Origin of the sequence: Sorangium sp. So ce693, from assembly GCF_051521375.1 — a bacterium.
GTDB lineage: Bacteria > Myxococcota_A > Polyangia > Polyangiales > Polyangiaceae > Sorangium > Sorangium atrum.
The window spans coordinates 7689782-7712534 of the sequence record NZ_CP150347.1; the positions used below are offsets into that span (position 1 = coordinate 7689782).

General features: G+C 71.7%; 18 protein-coding genes. 5 read left to right on the forward strand and 13 right to left on the reverse strand.

The window, feature by feature from the left end; genetic code table 11:
• Positions 1-17: 17 nt before the first annotated feature.
• The 7 genes from WMF14_RS28585 to WMF14_RS28615 form a co-directional block, all read right to left on the reverse strand.
• The gene (locus tag WMF14_RS28585) at positions 18-1430 is read right to left on the reverse strand and encodes a hypothetical protein (protein WP_437791047.1); all 1413 of its coding nucleotides are present in this window, start codon (positions 1428-1430) and stop codon (positions 18-20) included.
• Positions 1431-1656: 226 nt separating this feature from the next.
• Positions 1657-2298 (reverse strand): bifunctional 4-hydroxy-2-oxoglutarate aldolase/2-dehydro-3-deoxy-phosphogluconate aldolase, encoded by a 642-nt coding sequence (locus WMF14_RS28590; protein WP_272094071.1) that lies wholly within the window; start codon positions 2296-2298, stop codon positions 1657-1659.
• The gene (locus tag WMF14_RS28595) at positions 2295-3392 is read right to left on the reverse strand and encodes a PfkB family carbohydrate kinase (RefSeq protein WP_437791049.1); all 1098 of its coding nucleotides are present in this window, start codon (positions 3390-3392) and stop codon (positions 2295-2297) included. Before WMF14_RS28595 ends, WMF14_RS28590 begins: the two co-directional genes overlap by 4 nt.
• Positions 3393-3501: 109 nt before the next feature.
• Complete coding sequence (locus WMF14_RS28600; RefSeq protein ID WP_437791051.1) at positions 3502-5166, reverse strand: MFS transporter; 1665 nt, start codon at positions 5164-5166, stop codon at positions 3502-3504.
• Entirely contained in the window at positions 5163-5936 is a 774-nt protein-coding gene (locus tag WMF14_RS28605) for an SDR family NAD(P)-dependent oxidoreductase (protein WP_272094074.1), read from the reverse strand. The genes WMF14_RS28600 and WMF14_RS28605 overlap by 4 nt, the downstream gene beginning before the upstream one ends.
• On the reverse strand, positions 5933-7051 hold the full coding sequence (locus tag WMF14_RS28610) for a hypothetical protein (protein ID WP_272094075.1): 1119 nt from the start codon (positions 7049-7051) through the stop codon (positions 5933-5935). The genes WMF14_RS28605 and WMF14_RS28610 overlap by 4 nt, the downstream gene beginning before the upstream one ends.
• On the reverse strand, positions 7048-8289 hold the full coding sequence (locus WMF14_RS28615) for an enolase C-terminal domain-like protein (RefSeq protein WP_272094076.1): 1242 nt from the start codon (positions 8287-8289) through the stop codon (positions 7048-7050). Before WMF14_RS28615 ends, WMF14_RS28610 begins: the two co-directional genes overlap by 4 nt.
• 575 nt (positions 8290-8864) lie before the next feature.
• On the opposite strand from WMF14_RS28615, the gene WMF14_RS28620 reads away from it, so the two are divergent.
• Positions 8865-9725, forward strand: coding sequence for a PAS domain-containing protein (locus WMF14_RS28620; protein WP_272094077.1), 861 nt, complete (start codon positions 8865-8867; stop codon positions 9723-9725).
• 69 nt (positions 9726-9794) lie between these two features.
• On the opposite strand, the gene WMF14_RS28625 is transcribed toward WMF14_RS28620, so the two are convergent.
• Entirely contained in the window at positions 9795-10412 is a 618-nt protein-coding gene (locus WMF14_RS28625; RefSeq protein WP_437791055.1) for an antibiotic biosynthesis monooxygenase family protein, read from the reverse strand.
• A gap of 56 nt (positions 10413-10468) precedes the next feature.
• Positions 10469-10909 carry a hypothetical protein gene (locus WMF14_RS28630; protein WP_437791058.1) on the reverse strand — a complete coding sequence of 147 codons (441 nt, stop codon included), beginning with the start codon at positions 10907-10909 and terminating at the stop codon, positions 10469-10471.
• Between the two features lie 262 nt (positions 10910-11171).
• Here WMF14_RS28630 and WMF14_RS28635 point away from each other — a divergent pair, with 262 nt between their 5' ends.
• From WMF14_RS28635 to WMF14_RS28645, 3 genes are all read left to right on the forward strand, one after another.
• A complete protein-coding gene (locus tag WMF14_RS28635; RefSeq protein WP_272094080.1) occupies positions 11172-11708 on the forward strand; it encodes a GNAT family N-acetyltransferase in 537 nt (178 codons plus the stop codon).
• 109 nt (positions 11709-11817) lie between these two features.
• Positions 11818-12504 (forward strand): GNAT family N-acetyltransferase, encoded by a 687-nt coding sequence (locus WMF14_RS28640; protein ID WP_437791061.1) that lies wholly within the window; start codon positions 11818-11820, stop codon positions 12502-12504.
• Positions 12505-12713: 209 nt separating this feature from the next.
• On the forward strand, positions 12714-16658 hold the full coding sequence (locus WMF14_RS28645) for a protein kinase domain-containing protein (RefSeq protein ID WP_437791063.1): 3945 nt from the start codon (positions 12714-12716) through the stop codon (positions 16656-16658).
• 15 nt (positions 16659-16673) lie between these two features.
• Here WMF14_RS28645 and WMF14_RS28650 read toward each other — a convergent pair whose 3' ends face one another.
• The 4 genes from WMF14_RS28650 to WMF14_RS28665 are packed head-to-tail and all read right to left on the reverse strand — an operon-like array spanning position 16674 to position 20609.
• The gene (locus WMF14_RS28650) at positions 16674-17444 is read right to left on the reverse strand and encodes a response regulator (protein WP_272094083.1); all 771 of its coding nucleotides are present in this window, start codon (positions 17442-17444) and stop codon (positions 16674-16676) included.
• Positions 17441-18976, reverse strand: a complete 1536-nt coding sequence (locus WMF14_RS28655) for a sensor histidine kinase (protein ID WP_437791066.1) — start codon at positions 18974-18976, stop codon at positions 17441-17443. The genes WMF14_RS28650 and WMF14_RS28655 overlap by 4 nt, the downstream gene beginning before the upstream one ends.
• Positions 18973-19881, reverse strand: coding sequence for a hypothetical protein (locus tag WMF14_RS28660; protein ID WP_437791068.1), 909 nt, complete (start codon positions 19879-19881; stop codon positions 18973-18975). Before WMF14_RS28660 ends, WMF14_RS28655 begins: the two co-directional genes overlap by 4 nt.
• Complete coding sequence (locus WMF14_RS28665) at positions 19878-20609, reverse strand: sensor histidine kinase (RefSeq protein ID WP_272094086.1); 732 nt, start codon at positions 20607-20609, stop codon at positions 19878-19880. Before WMF14_RS28665 ends, WMF14_RS28660 begins: the two co-directional genes overlap by 4 nt.
• A gap of 1066 nt (positions 20610-21675) precedes the next feature.
• On the opposite strand from WMF14_RS28665, the gene WMF14_RS28670 reads away from it, so the two are divergent.
• On the forward strand, positions 21676-22749 hold the full coding sequence (locus WMF14_RS28670) for a GDSL-type esterase/lipase family protein (RefSeq protein ID WP_437791071.1): 1074 nt from the start codon (positions 21676-21678) through the stop codon (positions 22747-22749).
• Positions 22750-22753: the final 4 nt, after the last annotated feature.

Here is a 22753-nt window from a genome sequence, read left to right on the forward strand (position 1 = left end):
CCGCCCGCCGTCGTCGCTCAGAAGAAGCTGTAGAGGGACAGCTTGATACGCTCGTTGGTCGCGGTCACGTCGTCCGCGAACGTCTGCTCCGAGTACTGGAACGAGAGGCCCGCGCGGATCGCCGGCGTGATGTCGGCGAACAGGTTCCCGTCGATGTAGCGCGACTTGTGGAAGGCCGTGCGGAGCGCGCCGTAGCCGTTCTCCTCCGTCACCCGGTCGTTCGAGCCCTGGGTGTAGTTGCCGGAGATGGAGAAGCGCCCCGAGGGCGGCAGATAGTACTGGAGCCCGACCATGAACCCCGTCCAGCCGATCGTCTTCAGCTTGTTGTTCGCGTCGTACACAGCGAGGCCGTTGTCGATGTTCGGCGTATAGGTCGCTCCCTCCTCCGGGAGCGCCGGGTGCGGCACGTTGCTCGCGACGCCGACAACGTCCGAGATGCCCGTGCCCGTGAAGAACGAGCCGGTCAACGTCAGCGCGTTGCCGGACTCTTCAAGCGACTTGGCCGGGATGATCGGGAGCAGCGCATCGACGGAGATCCCGTAGCCGTTGGCCGAGCTCGACTCGACAGGGGCCGCCGCGTGCTCGTTGACCCTGAACTTGCGGAAGATGCCCGACACGCCGAGCGTCAGCGGGTCGTGCAGCATCCCGCCGGCGCCGAGCGTGTGGATCCCCTTCCAGCCGTTGAAGCCGACCTTCAACCCCGCCTGCATGTCCGGCACCTCGGAGTCGCGCTGCGGCGGCTTGAGGACGGCGGCGGCGAGCTCCACGTTGGCGGCGTCCCCCTTGAAGCTGTGGCCGACGCGCAGCTGCGGCATCCGCCCGAACACCTGGTTCATCACCGGGAAGAAGGACGTCGTGGCCGGGAAGAAGTACGGCTGCCACCCGAACAGGTGATAGCCCTGTCCAATCAACAGATCGACGTAGTCCGACTCGACCTTGATGTTGGCCTGACGCAGACGGAAGGTGCCGCTGCTCACCAGCGAGGCCTCGGAGACGGTGGGCGGCTGGTTGCCAAAGAAGTCGAGCTCCAGCATGGCCGTGGCCTTGATACCGGACACCTCGGGCGCGCTCACCTTGACGCCGAACCTGGAGTTCCGCGCCGTGAAGTGCGTGCGGCCGTGCGAGCCGGCGTAGGTGTCCTCGCGCTGGATCACCGTGGCACCCACCGACTCCCCGAAGCTCTGGGTGGAGTCGTGCATGATGTCGAACTCCGCCATCCCGTAGATCGTGGCCTTCCACTTGGAGGTCACCGGAACGGGATCCTTGGAGGCCGGCTTGACGGCCTCCGCCGCCGGCGCCGCCGGAGCGGCCACGCCCGCAGGCGGCGTGGCCGGCGCCTGCGCGTCCGTCGGCTGGGCCGGCGCCGCGGCCTGCGGAGCGGCCGCGTCCGGCGCCGGCGGGGGAGTCTGGGCGTGCGCGACTGCCGCCACGAAGAAAATCGACGCACCGACTAGGTTCGCAACCTTCGATTGATTCATGTTCGAAGCCCCTGGGTTATCCATGGCGCCGGGAATCCCCTGCAAACGCCGCAAATGGTGAGTTCCGCCAACTTTACGTCGCACAGCGCAGCTCACGGCCCGGGCGCCGCAGCCGTCTCCCCGGCGAAGCAGCCGGGGTCGAGGCGGCGAACGGCGTGCGCGCCGCCTGCGCGCTTCCTCAAGATGCGCGGCCCGCGTCGCAGAACGCACGGGCGCGGGCGACGAGCTCGTCGCGCCGCCCGTCGCGCAGGAGCTTGAGATCCACGAGGTTGCCGCCGACGCCGACCGCCACCGCGCCCGCCGCGAAGAAGGTGCCCACGTTCTGCAGCGTCACGCCGCCCGTGGGCATGAGCGGGATATGGGGCAAAGGCGCCTTGAGCGCCTTGAGGTACGAGGCGCCGCCGAGGGCGTCGCAGGGGAACACCTTCACGACATCTCCGCCCGCCCGGTGCGCCGCCACGACCTCGGTGGGCGTGAGCGCGCCGGGGGCGTGGACGACGTTCATCGCGACGCACGCCCTCACCGTCGCCTCGTCGAGCGCAGGGCTGACGACGAAGCGCGCCCCGGCCTCGACGCACGCCTCGGCGGTGCGCGCATCGAGGACCGTCCCCGCGCCGACCAGCGCCCGCTCGCCGTGGCGCGCGGCGACCTCGCGCACGACCTCCACCGCGCCGGGCACGGTCATCGTGATCTCGAGCACGTCGATCCCCCCCTCGAGGAGGGCCTCGACCGCCTGCAGCGCCTCGTCGGCCGAGCCGGCGCGCACCACAGGGACGATGCGGCCACGCGCGATCCACTCGAGCACAGAGCGCTTGTTCATCGGTCCACCCGGGCCGTGCCCAGCTTCATCGCCTTGAGCACCTCGTCGAGGGTCGCCATCGTCGTGTCGCCAGGCGTCGTCATCGCGAGCGCCCCGTGCGCCGCGCCGCAATCGACCGCCCACTGCGGCCCCATGCCCATCAGGAAGCCGTAGATGAGCCCCGATGCGAACGAGTCGCCGCCGCCGACGCGATCGAAGATCTCCAGGTCCTTCCGCTCCGGCGCCTTGTAGAGCCGGCCGCCCTGGTACAGCACCGCGCTCCAGTCGTTGCGCGTCGCCGAGGTCGCGACACGGAGGGTCGTCGCCACCGCCTGGATGTTCGGAAATACCCCGATGACGCGCTCGATCATGCTCTCGAACGCGCCGACGCGCAGGGTGGCGTGCCCCTCGTCGACGCCCTCGACCTCGAAGCCCAGGGCAGCCGTGAAGTCCTCCTCGTTGCCCAGCATCACATCGACGTACGGCGCGAGCGCTCGATTGACCTCCTGCGCGCGGGCCTGACCGCCGATCGACTTCCAGAGCGAAGGACGGTAGTTGAGATCGTAGGAGACGACGACGCCGTGCCGCCTGGCCGCCTCCATCGCCTCCTTCGCCACGGAAGGCGTGGTCTCGGAGAGCGCGGCGAAGATGCCGCCGGTGTGGAACCACCGCGCGCCCTGGGCGCCGAAGATCGTATCCCAGTCGATCTCGCCGGGCTTCAGCTGAGACGCGGCCGTGTGGCCACGGTCCGAGAGGCCGACCGCCCCGCGGATGCCGAAGCCGCGCTCGGTGAAGTTCAGGCCGTTGCGCACGAGGCGCCCCACGCCGTCGTGCGTCGCCCAGCGGACGTGCGTGAGATCCACGCCGCCCTGCAGCATGAGATCTTCGAGCAGGCGGCCTACGGGGTTGTCCGCGAGGGCGGTCACGATGGCCGACCTGAGCTTGAAACAGCGGCGCAGGCCGCGGGCGACGTTGTACTCGCCGCCTCCCTCCCAGGCGTGGAAGCTGCGGGCGGTGGAGATCCGCCCGTCGCCGGGATCGAGGCGCAGCATGACCTCGCCGAGGGAGACGAGATCCCAGCGGCAGGTGGAAGGATCACGGAGCGTGAAGGACATGGATCACTTGCAGGGGTGCGGGCCGCGTGGCCGGAGAGCTGGTGGACAAGCAGGGTTCAAGGGGCCGCCGCCATCGCGGAGATGCGATGAGGCGCGCCGATGACGGTGATCACCGATCGCCTCCTGGCGCGCGAGACGACTCGACCTCCGCGGCGGACGGGCCCGTGTAGCCCTTGGCGGCAGCGCCCTTCCCCTCGACGATGGGCCGCCCATCGCGGTCGAGCTTGACGAGCTCCGCCTTGGTCCCCGCGGCCGTCGGCCAGAGGTACCAGCGCGCGTCCATCCAGCCCACGTGGGCGGCGGGGCCCTCGACCGGCGCGCCCGTCGCTTTCAGCTGGGCCTGCCGCGCCGCGCGGTACTGGTCGAGAGAGGTGTACGCAGGACGGTTGAGGGCGAACTGCAGCCCTGCGATGCTGGCGAGCATCGCCAGGCCGCCGGCGACGACCGCCACGCTCGGCACGCGCCGCTTCGGCGCGACCGGCTCGACGCGCGGCAGGATGAGGTGCAGCGCGAGCAGGCCGACGAGGTACAGCGTCCCCGCGAGCAGGAACGGCAGGGCGTACGAGCCCGTGGCCGTGAGCGCCCAGCCGACGAAGATCTGGAAGAGCGCTCCGCCGACGACGCCGAACGCGGTCATCACGCCGACCACCGTGGCCATCGCGGGGCGCGGGAGGGCGTCCGAGACGAGCGTGTAGAGGTTGCTGCTCCAGCCCTGGTGCGCGGCCGCGGCGAGCGACAGGATCGCGACCGCGACGTAGATCGTGGGGATGCCCGCGACGCTCGGGACATCGACGAGCAGCCCGACGGACATGACGGGCACCGCGGAGAGCGCACACGCGAGCATCGCGAGCTTCCGCGCCGTGCCGACCGATCGGCCGCCCGCGATGAGCTTCGACGACAGCCAGCCGCCGCCGATCGCGCCGCCGTCGGCCACGAGGAACACGACGGGGATCGCGTAAGCCATGAAGGTCGGCTTCAGGTTGAACTCGCTGACAAGGAACTTCGGCAGCCACGTGAGGTAGAACCACCACGGGGCGTCGGTGAAGAACTTCGCCACCGCGACCGCGTAGACAGGCCGCATCCCGAACACCTCGCCGACGCCGAGGGACCCTGTCGCCTCCTTCGCGTCCGAGCGGATGTGCGCGAGCTCCTCGGGCGATACCTTCGGGTGCTCCTCGGGCCGCCGGTAGAGGCGCGCCCAGAAGACGATCCACACGACGCCGACGCCGCCCAGGAGGAGGAAGCAGGTCCGCCAGCCGTACGACTCCGCGATGCGCACCGCGAGGAGCGGGGCCAGGATGGCGCCCACGTTCGATCCGCAGTTGAACAGCCCGGTCGCGAGCGCCCTCTCCTTCTTGGGGAACCACTCGGCCACGGTGCGGACGGCGGCCGGGAAGTTACCGGCCTCGCCCACCCCGAGCAGGAAGCGGATCCCGGCGAAGCCGGCGAAGCTGGCGACGATGGCGTGGCCGGCCGAGGCGATGTTCCAGAGCAGGAACGTCGCGCTGAGCCCCTTGTGCGGGCCGACGCGGTCGATCCAGCGACCGACGAACACCATGCCGAAGCCGTAGGCGAGCAGGAAGCTCACGTTGATGAGCGCGAGATCCGTCGGCCCGAGGCGCAGCTCGTTCTCGAAGAACGGGATCAGCAGGGAGAACAGCTGCCGATCGAGGTAGTTGATCGTCGTCGCGAAGAAGAGGAGCGCGCAGATGGTCCAGCGAGTGCGGGTCATGACGCCGGCGGTCGCCGGGGCCACGGGAGACGCTGCGGTCATTGGTTCACCCCGGAGGCGAGGAATCCACCGTCGACTGTGATGCTCGTGCCGGTGATGAAGCTCACCGCGTCAGAGCACAGGAAGAGGGCCGCGCCGACCAGCTCCTGCGTGTCGCCGAAGCGGCCGAGGGGCGTGCGAGCGAGCAGCTCCTGCCCGCGCGGTGTGCCGTTGAGGAGGGCGCGGTTGAGGTCCGTCACGAATACGCCCGGCACGAGCGCGTTCGTCCGGATACCGTGCTTCGCCCACTCGGCGCCGAGGCTCCGGGTGAGCGCCAGCACCGCCGCCTTCGACGCTCCGTAGGCCGCGACCTCGTGGAACGCGACGAAGCTCGACAGCGAGGCGATGTTGACGATGCGGCCCCGGCCGCTGTCCTTCAAAGGGCCATGGAAGGCCTGGCAGGCGCGCAGCATGCCGGTGACGTTGGTGTCGAGCAGGCTGGCCCACTCGGCCTCTCCAACATCGGCGGTGGGCTTCCGGAAGGTCCGACCGGCGCAGTTGACGAGGATGTCGACGCGGCCGAACGCCTCGAGCACGCGGTCGCGCAGGGCGTCGAGCGTCGCGCGATCGCTGACGTCGCACGCCGCCTCGATCGAGCGGACGCCCCGCTCGCGGATCTCGGCGGCGACGGCCTGCACGCGGTCCGCGCGGGTGCCCGTGGCGACGGTGTGGGCGCCCGCCTCGGCGAGGCCGAGGGCGATCGCGCGCCCGATGCCGGAGGTGCCACCGACCACGACGGCCGTGCGGCCCGAGATGTCGAAGAGGTTCGTCATGCTCCCAGCCAGTCCTTCGCGATGCCCCCGAGGAGCGCCCGCGCGTCGCGCTCGATCTGCGCGTCGGTCGGCGGGACGGGCATGGCCCCGTAGCGCCGGGTCAGCGCTGAAGCGATCGACCGCCGCGAGTGGCGCCACTTGTAGATGAGCTGATCGAGGACGCGCGCGTCGGAGTGCTGCGGCACGAAGGTCGGCCCGAGCATCTCCAGGCGCATCATCGTCGTCTCCTCGATGAGGCTCGGGTTGTTCATGAACCACCAGCAGCCGAACGGCAGGACGTTGGCGAACTTGCGCGCCACGACGCAGAGGGGGTGCGTGTTCTCGCGCGCGAGCGTCGTGACGAGGAAGCGCACGTCGGGGTTCTCCGCGGCGAGCCGCTCGAGCGGGATCAGGTCGACCGTGCTCACGCCGTCGCCGGCCACGCCGAGGCGGGGGTTCACCGCGCGCCGGACCCCGATCATCATGGCGAACGGCAGCCCGTGCTCGCGGCACGCGTCCAGCACGGCCCGGGGCGGCGCCGAGACCTCGTTGACCGAGATCGCCAGGTAACGCGGCCTCATGCGGGCGATCCACCGCTCGAGCTCGGACGCGAGATCGCTCGCGTGGATGAGCCGATCGAGGCGCAGCGCCGTGTAGAACCGCGGATCGGGCGTGGCGCCCGACTCCCAGATCGCGCGCTCCGCCGGGTCGGTCGGATCGTTCGTCATCGCGAGCGCGCTCACGCCCGAGAGCCGCAGCACGTCCTCCACGTGATCCTCGACCCGGCGCTCGGCGAAGAAGGCGCGGGCCTCGCGCAGATCCGGCGCGGCGGGGTCGAGCCCGAACGCGGCGAGCACCGTCGCGACGCCCGCGGTGGCCTCGGACAGCGGCGATCGGCGGACGAAGAGCGACGCCCACACGAGATCGGCCTGCGCCTTCTTGTCGAGCGCGAAGAACGCCTCCGGCGTGACCTTCGGCTCGGCGCGCAGCGCCTCGGCGACGAGGTAATGGTACGTGAGGAGCTCGTCGACGCCCCAGAGGTTCAGCGCGGGGAACTGGGGCGCGAAGAGGTGGGTGTGAAGATCGATGATGGGCGCGGCGTCGACGGCCGTGGCCACGCGCTCGGCGAGGGTCATCTCGGCACCTCGGGGATTCGGTCGTCCTTCGGATCGGCCCAGCGGTCGTTCGGCACGGTCGCGCACCAGGCCGGCCGCAGCGGGTCCTTGTCGTAGGGATAGGAGCCCAGCCGGCGGTACTCCTCGGCGTAGTGAGCGAGCTTCTCGCGATCGAGGCGGACGCCGAGGCCGGGGCCGGCGGGGACGCGGATGCGGCCGTTCCGGTACGGGAGCGGGCCTCCCTGGATCACGTCGTCGCGCAGGTGGTGATAGTGCGCGTCGGCGGCGAACGAGAGGTTCGGGATGACGGCGCCGAGGTGCAGCATCGTCGCGAGCTGCACGCCGAGCTCGCCCGAGGAGTGGACGGCGACGCCGAGGCCGAACGTCTCGCAGATCCCCGCCGCCTTCACGCACGGCCGGATGCCGCCCCAGAACGTCGTGTCGAGCAGGATGACGTCCACCGCCGTGTCGAGGACGTTCGCGGCGAGCTGCTCGAAGCCCACGACCACGGTGTTGGTCGCGAGCGGCATCCGCACCTTCTCGCGGGTGCGCCGCATCGCGTGGAGGCCGAAGACGGGGTCCTCGAGGTAGTCGTTGTTGAGATCCTCGATCGCCTGCCCGAAGCGGATGCCCTGCTCCGTCGACCAGACCGCGTTCGGATCGAAGCGGACGCGATCCCGGCCCACGGCGTCGGCGACCGCGCGGTAACACTCGAGCTCGTAGTCCGGGTGGAACACGCCGCCCTTGAGCTTGTGCGAGGTGAACCCGTGGCTCTTCTTCAGCTCCTTCGCCTGCTCGACGAGCTGCTCCGGCGTCCGCACCTCGCCTGATCCGTCGGCGTTCGGGTAGCGGAAGAAGAGGTAGGACGCGAACGGCACCTCGTCCTGCAGCTTGCCGCCGAGGAGATCGTGGACCGGCACGCCGAAGGCCTGTCCGAGCAGGTCGAGGCACGCGAACTCCAGCGCGGCGAGGACCTGGGTGCGGTTGTTATAAAGAGAGGCCGTCGGGTTCGCGATCTTGAACCGCATCTCCTCGAGGCGGGCGGGGTCGTGACCGACCAGGTAGCCCTTCATCGCGCGGAACACGGCCTCGGCCGACTCGCCGCCGCCGCCCATCTCGCCGAGGCCGATCAGCCCGTTGTCCGCCTCGATCTCGACGATCGTGCGCACGAAGCGGCCCCAGTGACAGCCGTTGGCGTGGCGCAGGGGCGCCTCCAGCGGCACGGTGACGGTGGTGGCGCGGATATCGACGATTTTCATGCAGGACGGGATTCCTGGGGCCCCCTACGGTCCGACGTGCCTCGACAAGAGGCATCCCGACGGGCAGGGACACCTGTCTCGGCGGGCCATCGCGCGATCGTCTGCAGAGCGCAGGGAACCGATGAGCGAGGTGGCGAGTTATATATGCAGCGGCCTCCTTTGGAAGGAGATTTTCCGAACGGCCCGGATGAATTCCCGGACCACGACAAAGTGATCACACCTCGCGGTCGAATCTGGACGGAGGCCATCGCCGCGCCGACGACGCCGCGAGAGGGGGCTCGGGGGGGCGGCCGAGGTCGCTGCGGCGCGGCACCGTCACGCCGGAGCCGCGCCGGGGCGGGGGGTTCACCGCCGCTCGCTGTCCAGGTGCCCCCTGCGTCGTGATGTAGCGGCAGTTAGCAAGGCGAGGCACACGCGCGCGCTCGGTGGACGTTCGGTGGACGCTCAGCGGTGCGCGCGCGCCAACACGTCTGCGGGTCTCCGCCGTGATCCGCCGCATTTCTGCCCTTGCATGGCCATCCACGATGGCTGATAAAGAGAGGCGGATCGGGGTCGGGGGAGATGGGCTTGGCTGAATGGCGTTCACGCTCCGCTGCATCGACGTCTCGGACTGGAAGACCTTCGGGCTGCTCCAGCTCGTGATCGACACCATCCCGGATCCCATCTTCGTCAAAGATCGGCAACATCGCTGGATCGCCTGCAACCCGGGCTTCTGCGGGTTGATCGGGCAGCGCTACGAGGATCTGATCGGCCGCAGCGACCCGGACTACTGGCCGAAGGCGCAGGCCGAGGTCTTCTGGAGCTACGACGACGTCGTCTTCAACTCGGGTGAGCCGAGCGAGAACGAGGAGAGCGCCACGGGCTCGGACGGGGTGGCGCGCACGATCTGGACCCGCAAGTTCCCCATGAAGAACGAGCAAGGGCAGGTGGTCGGCCTCTGCGGGCTCATCACGGACATCACCGACCTGAAGCAGCGGCACATGGAGGCCGAGCGGATCGCGGCCGAGAACCGGGAGCAGCGCGCGATCATCCAGATGCAGGCGGAGCTGCTCGATCGCGTGGCCATGCCGGTCATCCAGGTCTGGGAGGGGATCCTGCTCATCCCGCTGGTCGGCGAGATGAGCGATCGGCGCGCGTCCCAGGCGCTGGAGAGCCTGCTCGCGGCCATCGGGCAGCGGCGCGCGGAGTTCGTGATCCTCGACATCACCGGCGTGCCGGTGATCGACTCCGCCGTGGCGCGCCACCTGGTGCGCGCCGTGCAGGCGGCAGAGCTGCTCGGCTGCCGGAGCGTGATGGTGGGCATCGGCCCGGAGATCGCCAGGACGCTGGTCGGCCTGGGCATCGACTTCGGCCGGATCACCACGCAAGGCACGCTCCAGAGCGGGCTCGCCTACGCGATGAGCCGCCTCAGCGGGCAGCGCGCGGCCGCCCGCTGAGCCCGGGGGCTCGCCCCGCCGGTGCAGGCGACGCCGGCGCGCGCAGGGCGCCGCCGCCGCCGCGTCGGCTCAGGGCGCACGGGCGTCGAGCGCCCGGATGCGACGGACCGACTCGGCCATCGAGATGCCATCGGTCTCGGCCGTCTCCCAGTGGGTGACCACATAGGTGGGCTCGAGCAGGTCGTCCGCGGCGTCGATCGCCGCGAGGTGGGCCTGGCCCATGACGAACTCGTACATCGCGTCGGTCGAGGCCCACACGGCCAGCGTGCGCCCGGAGCCACAGGACGGCGACTGGCCCAGCTGGAGGGCCAGGAGGCCGGGCTGTGACGCGAGGTCCGCCTGGATCGCCCCGAAGATCTGCCCGTATCGCTCCATCACGGCCTCGCCCCGCCGTGGAACCCCGTACGTCGCGCTGACCGTGTACGACGACCCCTCCGGAGGCGGCCGGAGCTTCCCGGTCTCCGGATCGACGCCGGGCCCGCTCAGCGTGTCCGCCTCCAGATCGGCTTCGAGCACGCCCCCAGTGCACTCGGCGAGGGGAGCGTCGGCCGTCTTCCCGTCGGAATCGGAGCTGCACCCCGACAGGAGCGCGCCGAGCGCCGCGATGACGGCGGCGGCGAGCGCGCGCCCGAGGAGCGAGCGATCGATCGTCACGCTCAGCATCTTGTCGAATCCACGTGTCGTCATGGTCATGGTCCTCTCTGCTCTGTCCGTCGCCGGAGGTCTGTGTCCGTTGTCGGGGCTCAGTCAGCGCGCGAGACGATCCCGAAGACGAGCTCCGGGAACGTCCGCGCGAGGCGGCGTGAGTGGAAGTTCGCCTTGCGACCCATGCTCCGCACCTGCACCGGTGTGCCGGGAGGCGGCGCGTCGCCGACGGTGACAGCCCATGTGAGGCTCTCGCCGCTGCGCACGGCGACATAGGTGTACGGGCCGGCCGGGAGCCGCTCCTCGACGAGGCCGGCGATGGGCGCGCGGTCGGCGGCGGCGCGGGAGAGCTGGCCGAGCGGGTTGCCGGCCGCCGCGTCGAGCGGCCCGGCGGCCACAGAGGGCCTGTCGAGTCGCCACGCGAGCACGACGAAGAGCGCCGCGAAGACCGCGAGGCCGAGGAGCGGCTTCACGAGCCGGCGCCGGGCGGATCGCGGCGCGGAGCTCCGCGCGGCGCGGGCCGAGGAGACGAGCGTCATCTGTGGCTCCTTGCGATCACGCGTCAGGCCTCCCTCCGTGGGGGCGCCGCTGCGTGACCGGATGGACCTCAGTTCCCGGACGGTCCCGGAACGTTCAATCGACGCCGCACTTTCGTCCGGGGCGGCCCGAGGAGCCGCGGCGTGCGGCGTGCGGCGTGCGGCATGCGGCATCGACGACCCCCCAGGGGTCGCCCTCCCCCGGAGCGCCGTCGCACCCCGATGTTGCGGGTGGGCCCGTGACTGCCTAGCCTGCGCAGCCCCGATGACATCGACGTTCATTCGACCTGCCGTCGAGTCCGACCTGCCTCACCTACCCGAGATCGAGCGCTCGGCGAGCCGCGCATTCCGGGGGACGGACCTCGACGTCGAGGCCCTGGCGAACGCGACGCCGGCGGAGGGCTGGCGCGGCGCGCTCCGGGCCGGGACGCTTTGGGTGATGGACGACGGCGCCGGCACGCCTATCGCGTTCCTGGGCGCCGAGGCGGCCGGCGAGGAGCTCCACATCCGCGAGCTCGACGTCGTCCTCGACCGCCAGGGGCAAGGGCTGGGGCGACGCCTGCTCGCCCACGTCATCGCGTGGGCGCGGGCCGCGAGGCTGGAGGCGCTGACCCTGACCACCTTCCGGACCGTGCCCTGGAACGGGCCGTTCTACGCCTCCATGGGCTTCCGCGAGCTGTCGCCGGCCGAGACGCCCCCGCGGCTCGCGGAGATCCTCGGGAACGAGGCGCGCATGGGCCTCGACCCGGCGCAGCGCTGCGCCATGCGGCTCGACCTCCATCGCGGTGACAGCGCTTCGTAACGATTCCTGTCCAACTCGGTCCACGCCGCGATCGGCCCGTTGAACGGATCGAGCGGGTCCGCGGACAGCCTTCTTGGGGTGGATCGAGCCGCATGATAGGGCTCGATCCATGAGCACCGCGTGGGACTGGGTCGTTCCGATTCGACAGAAGCACTTCGGCGAGCCGCTCGCAGGCCTCTACCCGCTCGAGCGCCTCGCCGACGCCGACGCCTACTGGGCGCTGCACAAAGCCGAGCTGCTCCGCCATTTCCCGCCCGAGGTCTTCTTCAATCTCCGGGCGCTGTCCGGCGAGGAGGGGGAGCGCGCCCGCGCCCGCCTCACGGCGTCGGAGGGAGCCCACCGCCTCGCAGACTTCTGGGCGGCGCGCGACGGCGAGGCGGTCGTGGCCATGTTCTCGGGCCACCAGAAGGACGCGGAGACCTACCGCATGTGGCACTCGGCCGTTCACCCCGACTACCGCCGGCGCGGCCTGTACCGGGAGTTCGTCCGCCGGGTCCTCGCGTACACGCGAGAGCTCGGCTTCGATTACGTGGTCAGCGAGCACGCCCCCGGCAACAACGCGGTGCTCATCGCCAAGCTGAAAGCAGGGTTCCGCATCGTCGCCATGGATATCGACGCCGCCACGGGGACCAGCCTGAACCTCAGGTATTTTCACAACGAGGCGCACCTCAGGGTCTACGAGTTCCGCTGCGGCCTGGCCACGATCGACGAGCGCCTGCTCGCGGCCGGCACCGGCGCGATGCCGCTCTTGCTGGAGCAGCTCCGGCGCGGGTCGGGCGCCGACCCGGAATCATGACGCATCGAGGCGGCTCAGCCTCCCGACAGGCGGGTTGCGGCGTGAGCGAGGGAGCGTGATCGGGCCAGGGTCCTCGCGGAGCTCGGAATCGGACGACGCGCATCCGCGCCGGCCGAGCTCGCCTTCGCACATCGCGCGGGCGCCACGGCACGGTCGCGCCGTCCGTCCGCCTTGCCTCGCGCTCCAGTGAAGGTGCATCCTTCACGCGCATGCTGCCTGGCAGGCTGCTGGACGGCCGCTTCGAGCTGGCGGAGATCGCCGGATCCGGCGGCATGGGCACCGTTTACCGGGCCCTCGATCGCTCGAGCGGGACGGTGGTCGCCGTCAAGCTGCTGCGCAAGGCGGCGGACGCGCGCGCGCAGGCGCGCTTTCTCCGCGAGGCAGAGACGCTCTCCCGGCTGGAGCACCCCCACATCGTGCGCTACGCGACGCACGGCATGGCGCCGACGGGGGAGCTGTACCTCGCGATGGAGTGGCTCTCCGGCGAGAGCCTCTCGGATCGGCTGGCGCGGCAGGAGCTGCGCATCGACGAGTCCATCGCCCTCGTGAGGACGGTGGCAGACGCGCTCGGCGCGGCGCACGCGCGCGGGATCGTGCACCGCGACATCAAGCCCAGCAACCTCTTCCTGGTCGAAGGCGCGCTCGATCGGGTCAAGCTCCTCGACTTCGGCATCGCGCAGCTGGCGGACGCCTCGAAGCGGCTGACGCGGACGGAGGCGGTGCTGGGCACGCTGGGCTACATGGCGCCGGAGCAGGCGCGGGGCGAGCGGGACACCCTCGACGCGCGCGCGGACATCTTCTCGCTCGGATGCGTGCTGTACGAGTGCCTGACCGGGAAGCCGGCGTTCCGCAAGCAACACCCGATGGCGCTCGTGTGGAAGCTGCTCCTGGAGGAGCCGCCGAGGACGAGGGAGCTGCGGCCCGAGGTGCCCCACGCGCTCGACGAGCTCGTCGCGCAGATGCTCGCCAAGGATCCCTCGGCGCGGCCCGAGGACGGCGCGGCCGTGGCGCGCACCCTGGACACGCTCGGCGCCTGGAAGACGAGCAAGGTGTCCTCGGCTCCCCTTCCCAGCGCGGTCATCACCACGGGCGAGAAGCGCCTGGTCTCGATCGTTGCGGTCCGGCCGGCGCAAGCCTCGTTCTTCGAGTCGACAGAGTCGCTGGATCTGCACGCGTCACCGCCGAACGCGCTCGCCGTGGTGCGCCGCGCGGCCACGCCGCTGAGCGCGCAGGTGGAAGAGCTCGGCGACGGGATGGTGGTGACGCTCGTGGTGAGCGCGGGCAGCGCGACCGACCAGGCGGCGCTCGTGGCGCGCTGCGCGCTGCAGATCTGCGCGCAGCTCCCCAGCGCGGCGGTCGTGCTGGTAACGGGGTGGGGCGAGCCGGCGGGTCGATCGCCGCTCAGCGAGGTGCTGGACAGGGCGGCCGCCCTGCTCGACGAGGCCGCCGCGCCCGGCCGCGCGGAGAGCCGGCGCGAGGGCGTCCAGATCGACGCGGTGACGCGCGCCCTGCTCGACGTGCGCTTCGAGGTCGTGGAGCGGGGCGGGATCTCCTGGCTCAGGGCAGAGCGCGAGATCGGCGAGGGGCCGCGCAAGCTCCTGGGCAAGCCGAGCCCCCACGTCGGACGCGAGCGGGAGCTGCGCCACCTGCTCGACCTTGTCGACGAGAGCTTCGCCGAGCGGCGCGCCGCGGTGGCGCTGGTGACCGCCGCGGCGGGCATGGGCAAATCGCGCCTGCGCCACGAGGCCGTCGAGGTGCTGCGCCAGCGCCACCCCGACGTGAGCCTGAGCGTCGTCCGCGGCGACTCCATCGGCACGGGCGCCGCGTTCGCGATGCTCGCCGGATCGCTGCGGGGCGCGCTCGGGATCGTCGCGGGCGAGGCCGTCGACGTGCGGCGACGGAAGCTCGCGCAGGCCCTCGCGCCGCTGTTCTCGGGCGAGGAAGGGCTACGGGTGGCCGGGTTCCTCGGCGAGCTGCTCGGCGTCGCCCCCCTCCCCGACGAGGATCTGCCGGCGCTGCGGGCCGCTCGGCACAACCCGGCGATGATGGCCGAGGGGATCCAGCGAGCGTACCTCGACTACGCGCGGGCCGTGACGGGCGCGCGCCCCGTGCTCGTCGTGCTCGAGGATCTCCACTGGGGAGACGCGCCCTCGATGGGGATCTTCGACCGGGCGCTGCGGGAGCTCGGCGACCGGCCCTACGCGGTGCTCGCCTTCGCCCGGCCCGAGGTTCACGCGGTGTTCCCGAGGCTCTGGGCCGAGCGGGGCCTCTCGGAGCTCCGGTTGCGCGAGCTGCCCGCCCGCGCGGCCGAGCAGCTCGTGCGGAGCGCGCTCGGCGGCGCGGGCGGGCAGCGCGCGCCCGGGGAGATCGCCGCCCTCATCCAGCGGGCCGGAGGCAACGCCTTCTATCTCGAGGAGCTCATCCGGGCCCTGGCGGAAGGTCGCGGCGGCGCGCTGCCGGAGACGGTGCTGGGCATGGCGGAGGCGCGCCTCGCGGCGCTCGGGCTCGAGGCGCGGCGGCAGCTGCGGGCGGCGAGCGTCTTCGGGGAGGTCGCCTGGGTGGGCGGCGTGCGCGCGCTGCTCGGCGCCGGGACGCCGGGGACGAGCGAGCGCGACGCGTGGGCCGAGCTGGTCGAGCGCGAGATCATCGAGCGCCGGCCGAGCTCCCGGTTCGCGGGCGAGGAGGAGATCGCCTTCTGCCACCCGCTCTTGCGGGAGGGGGCCTACGCGATGCTGACGGATCGCGACCGGGCGCTCGGCCACCGGCTCGCCGGCGAGTGGCTGATCGAGGCCGGCGAGCAGGATCCGATGGTGCTGGCCGAGCACTTCGCGCGGGGCGACGACCCGGCGCGCGCCGCGGAGCAGTACCTGCGCGCGGCCGAGCTGGCCCTGCGCGGCGCCGACGTGCCCGCGATGCTCACGCGCGTCCAGAAGGGGCTCGACTGCGGGGCCACGGGGGAGACGCTGGCCGCCCTCCACGTCCGCCAGATGGACGGCCTGCTCTGGAGCGACGCCCACGACGAGGCCTACAGGGCCGCGCTCCGGGCGCTCGAGGCCTCCGCTCCCGGCAGCCACACCTACCGGCGCGCCCTGATCGGCGCGCTGAGCTACATCGTGAGCTTCGACGACCGAGGGGCGCTCGACGCGCTGCTCCCGCGGCTCGATCCAGCGGATCTCCCCGCCGATCTTCAGGGAGCGGAGCTCGCTTGCCGGATCGTCCTCTGCCTGCTGTGGGAAGGGATGCCCGCGCTGGCCGAGCGGTACCTGAGCCGACTCGAGAGCGACGTCGCCAAGGAGCTCGCGGGCGATCCGCGCGCCGAGGTCTGCGCCCAGGTCGCGCGGGGCGCCTGGCTGTGCCAGGCGGCGCGCGACCCGTGGGGGGCGCTCGACGCGCACCTCGCCGTGGTGCGGCACTTCGAGTCGCTCGGCCATCAGCTCTACGGGCTCGTGGCGTCGGTGCTCGCGGCCATGGACTGCGTGTGGCTCGGCGCCTTCGACGCCGCCGAGCGGCACCTCGATCGCGTGCTCACCGCCGAGGGCGCGCCCGGCTTCGTCTCGAGCCGCGCGCTGACGTTCCGGATCGTCACGCTCCTCGAGCGGCGAAATCTCACGGAGGCGCTCGCGCAAACCGGCGCCGCGCTCCAGCGGGAAGCCACGACGCCCATCGCCAGGCGGCGCAGCGCGGCGACGCGCCTGCTCCGCGTCGAGGCGCGCTGCCTCCTTGGCGAGCTGGTCGAGGCGGAGGAAGAGCTCCGCGCGGTGGGGGACCCGTCCGCGCTGATGCCGCCGCTCCAGGCGACGCACCTGTCCTTGATGGCCGAGATCCGGCTCCGGCAGGGGCGCGCGGAGGAAGCGGCCGCGCTCGCCCGCGAGGCGCTCGCGGCGGAGCGGCGCGCGGGCGCGGTCTTCACGCCTCGTCAGGAGGCGCTCCCGGCGCTCTACGCCCAGGCGCTCCGCGCGAAGGGCGACGTCGAGGAGGCCCGCGAGATCCTCCGCGCGGCGCGCGACGATCTGCTCGCGCGCGCCGACCGGATCGGCGACCCCGCGTTCAGGAGAGGCTTCCTGGAGGACGTCTCCGCCAACGCCCGCACGCTCGCGCTCGCCCGCGCGTGGCTCGGCGAGGTCCCCTCGCCAGCCACGCGCGCGCCCGCATGAGGTGGGCGCGCGCGCTCATCCCTGCGCCGCGTCCCCGCGCGCGCGGGCGATCGTGTGGATGAGCTCGTGCGCGTCGAACGGCTTGTGCAGGCACGCGTACCCGCCCTTGCTCATGATCGCGCTGACCATCTCCGGGACCGCGTGGCCGGTCATGGCGATCACCGTGACGCGCTTCTTCAGCCCCCGCATCTGCGCGCACGTCGTGACGCCGTCCTGATGGGGCATGACGAGATCGAGCACGCAGACATCGATGCCCCGCTCGCTGACGTACTGGACGGCGGCCCGCCCATCGTGGACGGCGAGGGCCGACAGCCCCGCGGCCCGGAGGACGGCCACGATCGAGTCGGCGACCTTCGGGACGTCGTCCACCACGAGGACGGCCGGCGAGTCCACCGCGCGAGCGACGATGCGCGCGAGGTGGTCCATCGAGAACGGCTTGTGGATCACCGTGTACACCCCCTCGGCGATCGCCTCCTCGATGAGCTTCTCGAGCGCGAACGCGGTCATCAGCACGACGGTGAGCTCCGGCTGGATCCTCTTGAGCTCCCGGAACGTCTCGACGCCGTTGAGCCCGGGCATGCGGATGTCGCTGATGACCAGCGTGAACGCCTGCTGCCGGACGAGCTCGAGAGCGTGGATGCCGTCCCTCGCCTCCACCACCTCGTAGCCCTCGAGCTCGAGGCTGGCGGCGAGCGTGACGCGCATGCCCTCCTCGTCGTCGATCACGAGCACCCGCTTGCCCCGCTGCGCGGCCTCCTGCACCTGCATGGCTTGCCCCCCCGTCATGCGCCCTGAGTTCCGGTCGGCGAAAGGGATGGCTCCGCGGCCTCCGGCTCCTCGCGCACCGGCAGCCGCACGACGAAGGTCGTGCCGTTGCCGAGCGCGCTCGTCGCCGCGATCGTGCCGCCGTGCCGCTCCACGATCCCGGCGCTGATCGCCAGGCCGAGGCCCGTCCCCTTCAGCTTGGTGCTGAACAGCGGCTCGAAGATCCGCGCGAGCGTCTCCTCCGAGATGCCCGTCCCATCGTCGACGACCGAGAGCGTCACCCCGTCGCCCGTCCGCTCCGCGGCGATCCGCACGCGCCCCTCGCGCTCGGCCGGGATCGCCTCGGCCGCGTTCTGGATCAGGTTCACGAGCACCTGCCGGAACTGGTCCTTGTCGATCTCCACGACGGGGAGCGTGTCCGGCACGTCGTTGTCGATGCGCACGCGCGGCGGGATCTCGACGACCGAGATGGCGTCGTCCACGAGGGGCCTCAGCGCGCACGCCGCGAAGCGCGGCCGCCGCTCGCGCGCGAAGTCGAGCAGGTTGCCGATGATCTTGGTGCACGCCGCGAGCTCTTTCTCGATGATCGAGAGGAACTGCGTCACGCGGGGCTCCGCGCCGAGCTCGGTCCCGGCGAGGCGCTTCTTGAGGTAATGGTTCGCGTTCCGGACGGCGCCGAGCGGGTTCCTCAGGTCGTGCCCGACGCTCGCCGCGAGCTGCCCCACCGCCGCGAGCTTCTCCATGCGCATCCTCGCCTCCTGGGCGGCGCGCAGGCTGGACGCCATGTGGTTGAACGCCGCGCTCATCCGGCCGAACTCGTGCTCATCGAGCTCGGGGAGGCGCAGCTCGAGATCCCCCCGGGCGAGCCGCCGGGAGCCGTCGATCAGCGTGTTGAAGCCGCGGTCCACCGAGCGGAGGAGCCGCCCGAGCAGCACGACGAGGACGATCAGCGCGCCGCCGGTCGCGGCCGCGCCGAGCAACGCTATCCGCGCCCGGAGGTGACGCTCGTCGTCGAGGATCCTGGCCACGTCGCGCTCCGCGTCGTGCACGGCCGCGCTGATGTGCGGGAGGAACCCCGCCTTGTACTCGCGGTCGGAGAGCTTCACGAACATCTCGTGTCGCTCGTTCGTGCGCTCGCGCTCGACATGGATCGTGGCCGCCACGCCTTCGGCGATGCGCTCGAAGCTCTCCCGCATGAAGTGGATGTGCTCGATCTCCTCCGACGATTCCTCGTCGGTCTCCCTGATCTCCGCGTCGGCGCTCATCGCCCTCTTGCGCGCCTCGATGGAGTCGAGATCGCGCGCCGTGGCCTCGCCCGCGCTCGTGAGCTCCGCGCTGACGCTGCCGTGGAGCACCGACTTGACCGCCTCGTTCATGTAGCGGCTGGCGTTGCTGGCGAGGGTGACGTGCAGCCTCAGGTCGTCGTAAGACGCCTCGGCGCGCCGCTGGAAGACGAGCATCTCCGCGATGGCGAAGTAGAAGGCGCCGCCCGCGACGAGGACCGCCGCCAGCGCGACGCCGAAGATGGAGGCCAGTGTGGCTCGAATGCTCATCGGGAGCGGCTCCTGCTTGCGTGCTTCACGTGGTCGTCGCCGTCGCCCGCGAGCTCGATCTCCCTCGTGAAGAGGAGCATGAGCCCGGCGTCGGGCGTCTCCCCCGCGAGGCCGAGCTCGAGCGCGGCGCCGAGCTCCAGGCCGCGCGCGGGGTGCCAGAGCACGCCGGGCGCGACGAGCAGCGACGTGGTGTCCTCGAGCTCGGCGGCGAGCTCGAGGGTCGGCACCACGTCGCCGAGCGGCAGGATCACGCCCAGCGAGGCGCCGGGGCTGAGCTCCGTGGCGCCGCGCCCCGCTGCCGGGAGCCGGATCTCGGCCGACGCGGAGAGGCCCACGTGGACGCCCCCGATCGCCTTGTCGAAACTCACGAACGGCTCCAGCGCGTATCCCGGCGCGCCGAGCCCGCGCGCGCCGGCGGGGAGCCCGGCCCCGAGCCCTGCGGACAGCGCGAGCCCGAGCCCCCGCTCGTTGACGAGGTTGTACAGGGCCTCCAGCTCGACGGAGCCGAGCCCGGCCACGACGCCGCTGTCCTCGCGCGCGAGCTCCAGGGGAAGCTCTCCCCCGAGCTGCAGACGATCGGTGATACCGAGCTCCAGCAGCAGCGGGATGCGGAAGCCGACCTGGCGCCCGTCGCGTTCCCACCTCGGCGCGCTCGTGATCTGCAGCTCGAGCGCCTCCTGCGGAAAGGCCGTCTCGCCGAGGAACAGCTCCTCGACCGGCGGCCGCGCCGGCTCGTCCTCTGCCTCCGTCCGCTCCGGCTCCGCGGGCGCGGCCGCCGTCGACGCGACGAGGAGCGAGACCAGCGAGGCCCGGGGGCCCGCGCGCCGCGCGGAGGTCCTGGCCGCTGGCTCCCGGGCCGCCGGCGGGCGCAGCGCGCGCCCTGCGGGCTGACCGCCCACGCTCACGGCGCCGGCTCCGATCCGACGTCGCCGAGCACCGGCGTGGCGGCGAGCGGCAGCGCGATGACGACCGACGTGCCGGGCGCCCGCTGCTCGACGGCGAGCGTCCCGCCGTAGCGGCGGGTGACCCGCCTGGCGATGTTCAGCCCCAGGCCGGAGTGACCCGGCTTGGTCGTGTAGAACGGCCGCAGGATCGCCTCGCTGTCGGCCTCGCAGGCGGCAGGCGCCGTGTCCGTGACCTCGATGCAGTACCGCGCGCCGCTCGCGGTGCCCCGGACCGTGACCACGCCGTCCCCCGGCGTCGACTCCACGGCGCTCTCGATCAGGCACCGCACCGCGACGGCGAGCTCGATCGGATCGGCCTCGACGTCGCCGTCCTGAGCCGAGAGGACGATGCGGGCCCCGGACGTGCCGATGCGCGCGCACGCCGCCGCGCGGCGCACGCAGCCCGCCGCGCTCACGCACACGCTCCTGCGGTTGAAGACCCTCGCGGCGTCGACCGACTCCTCGAGCCGCGCGCTCGCCGCGACCACCTCCTCGTCGATGATCCCGAAGAACTCCTCGATCCTCGGGTCCGCCGTGTAGGCCGCGTCCCGCGCGACCTTCCGCCTGATATAGAACGACGCATTCCGGACGATCGCAAAGCGGTTGCGCAGGTCGTGACGCAGCACGGACAGGATCTCGTCCGCGACCGCAGCCTGCTCCGCTGCACCCAGGGGATCCCAGCTGTTCATGCCGTTCCTCGCTCCTCGGCCCTCGCGAGCGGCGCGGCCCGCGTGTCGCCGCCGACGAGGAACACTCGAACCCTTCTCTGCACCATCGCGCCGACGCCGCCGTCGCCTCGACCGTGTGAGAGCTCGGGATGAGTTCTTAAAGACACTGACACAAACGTCGTCTCCCTGGGGCCATCGCGCGCCCGAGCCTGGCGCCGCTGCGTCGCGGGCGCACGAGAGCACGCCTGGCTGATCCGTGCCATCGGCCACGTCTGCACGTCTGAACGCCTGTACGACTGGTGCGACGCCACCCCTCAACCAGCGTCACCCTTGATAAACATACGTGACAAAGTTTGTGTCAGTCAACGGCATAATAATGCCCTCCACAGCACATCTCCATTCAACGGATTTCCGTCCACCTTCCGCCCTCGTACCCCTTGCCCTGCATCACGGTGATTGCCGTGGTTGCCCAGCCAGCTGGCCAATACGTCGCTGGACATCGCCGTGTGTCGTGAACGAACCGCCGCGGCTCTCCTCTCCACATGCGTGGCGTCGCTGCGGCGGGTGGACAGGCGGAGACGCTCGACCGCGCATCCCAGGCTCCGAGGGCCGACAGCTGGCAGACGTGCCGTGTGCGGACCGACTCACGACCATCGGCGCGTCCCGGGGTGACGCCTCCAGGAGCGGGCGCCGAGCGCCACGCGTCCAGGCGACAGCCGCTCGCGCCGGCGCTCGCGTCGGCCTCGATTCTGCCACCGCTTCAGATTTGCGATGAGTGTGCTCCGAAGCGCACCCTGGCATGCGGATCCGAAAAAAAAACACCTCTCCGTGATTGGTTCGGAGCCGTTCCAGACACAGTGACGCGAGCCGTGCTCGCTCCCCGTCGCCCCCGCCGCTCGCCTCGTCGGCGTTGCCTTGCCGCTCCCGGCGCGCCCTGCGCCCGCAGCGGCGCGCGCTCGTCGCGCCGCTGGCCTGGCACCTCGACCGAACGCGCCGTGACGGCCTGCGGGACCGGGAGGCGAAGGGCCAGCGCCATCCGGCGTGGATGGAGCTGATGCTCATGTCGTGACTGGAGGAAGGCATGTTCATGGACTGGAACGTTCGATCGGCCGCGCGCGCGCGCGGCCGGATGCTTGCCCGGGTGTCCTGTCTCGCGCTGCTCACCGCCGCCTGTTCCGCCGATCCGGAGACGGCAGCGGGCGGCGCCGGCGGAGGCGGAGGGACGGGCGGCGCGGGCGGGAGCTCGCAACCAGAAGCGAGCAGCTCGAGCGCGGGCGCGGGCAGCACCGCGATCTCGGCCGGCTCCACGGGCGGCGCGGGGGCCGGGGGCGACGCGCCCGCCGGCTCGGGAGGCTCGGCGGGATCTTCAGGTGGGCCGAGCGGTAGCGGCGGCGCGGGCAGCGGCGGCGCGGGCGGCGCGGGGCCGCTGCAGGACATCACGATCTGGATCGCGGGGGACTCGACGGTCGCCAACGGGCAGACCCCCTGCCCGACCGGCTGGGGTGGCCAGTTCGCGGCGCTCTTCGACGAGCGGGTCACCGTGGTGAACAGCGCCGTCGGGGGCCGCAGCGTGCGCACGTGGCTCTACAACGTGAAGACCACCATGGATAGCGCGGGGGAGTGCGAGCTCGAGCGTGACTCGAGCGGCGAGCCCGTACTGCAGAGCAGGTGGGTCCAGATGCTCGACGGCATGAAGCGGGGCGATTACCTGTTCATCCAGTTCGGCATCAACGACGGCTCGAGCACGTGCGATCGGCACGTGGGGCTCAACGCCTTCAAGTCGAGCTACGGGATGATGGCCCGCGCCGCAGAGGAGCGAGGCGCCCAGCCCGTGTTCGTGACCCCCGTGAGCGCGATCTCCTGCAACGGGAGCACGGCCCGGGGGACGCGCGGCGGCTACGTGACCGCGACCCACGAGGCGGGCAAGGAGTACGGCGTGCCGGTGATCGACCTGCACGAGCTCAGCATTGCGCTCTACAACACCCTGGGCTTCTGCCCTGTCCCCGGGGGCGACGTGAGCGCGACGACCAGCGGCCCCGTCGGCGAGTTCTTCTGCGATGATCACACGCACTTCTCGCGCTCCGGCGCGGTGCAGATCGCGAAGCTCATGGCCGGAGCCGTCCGCGATCAGAAGCTCGGCCTGGCTGCGTACCTCGAGTGATCCC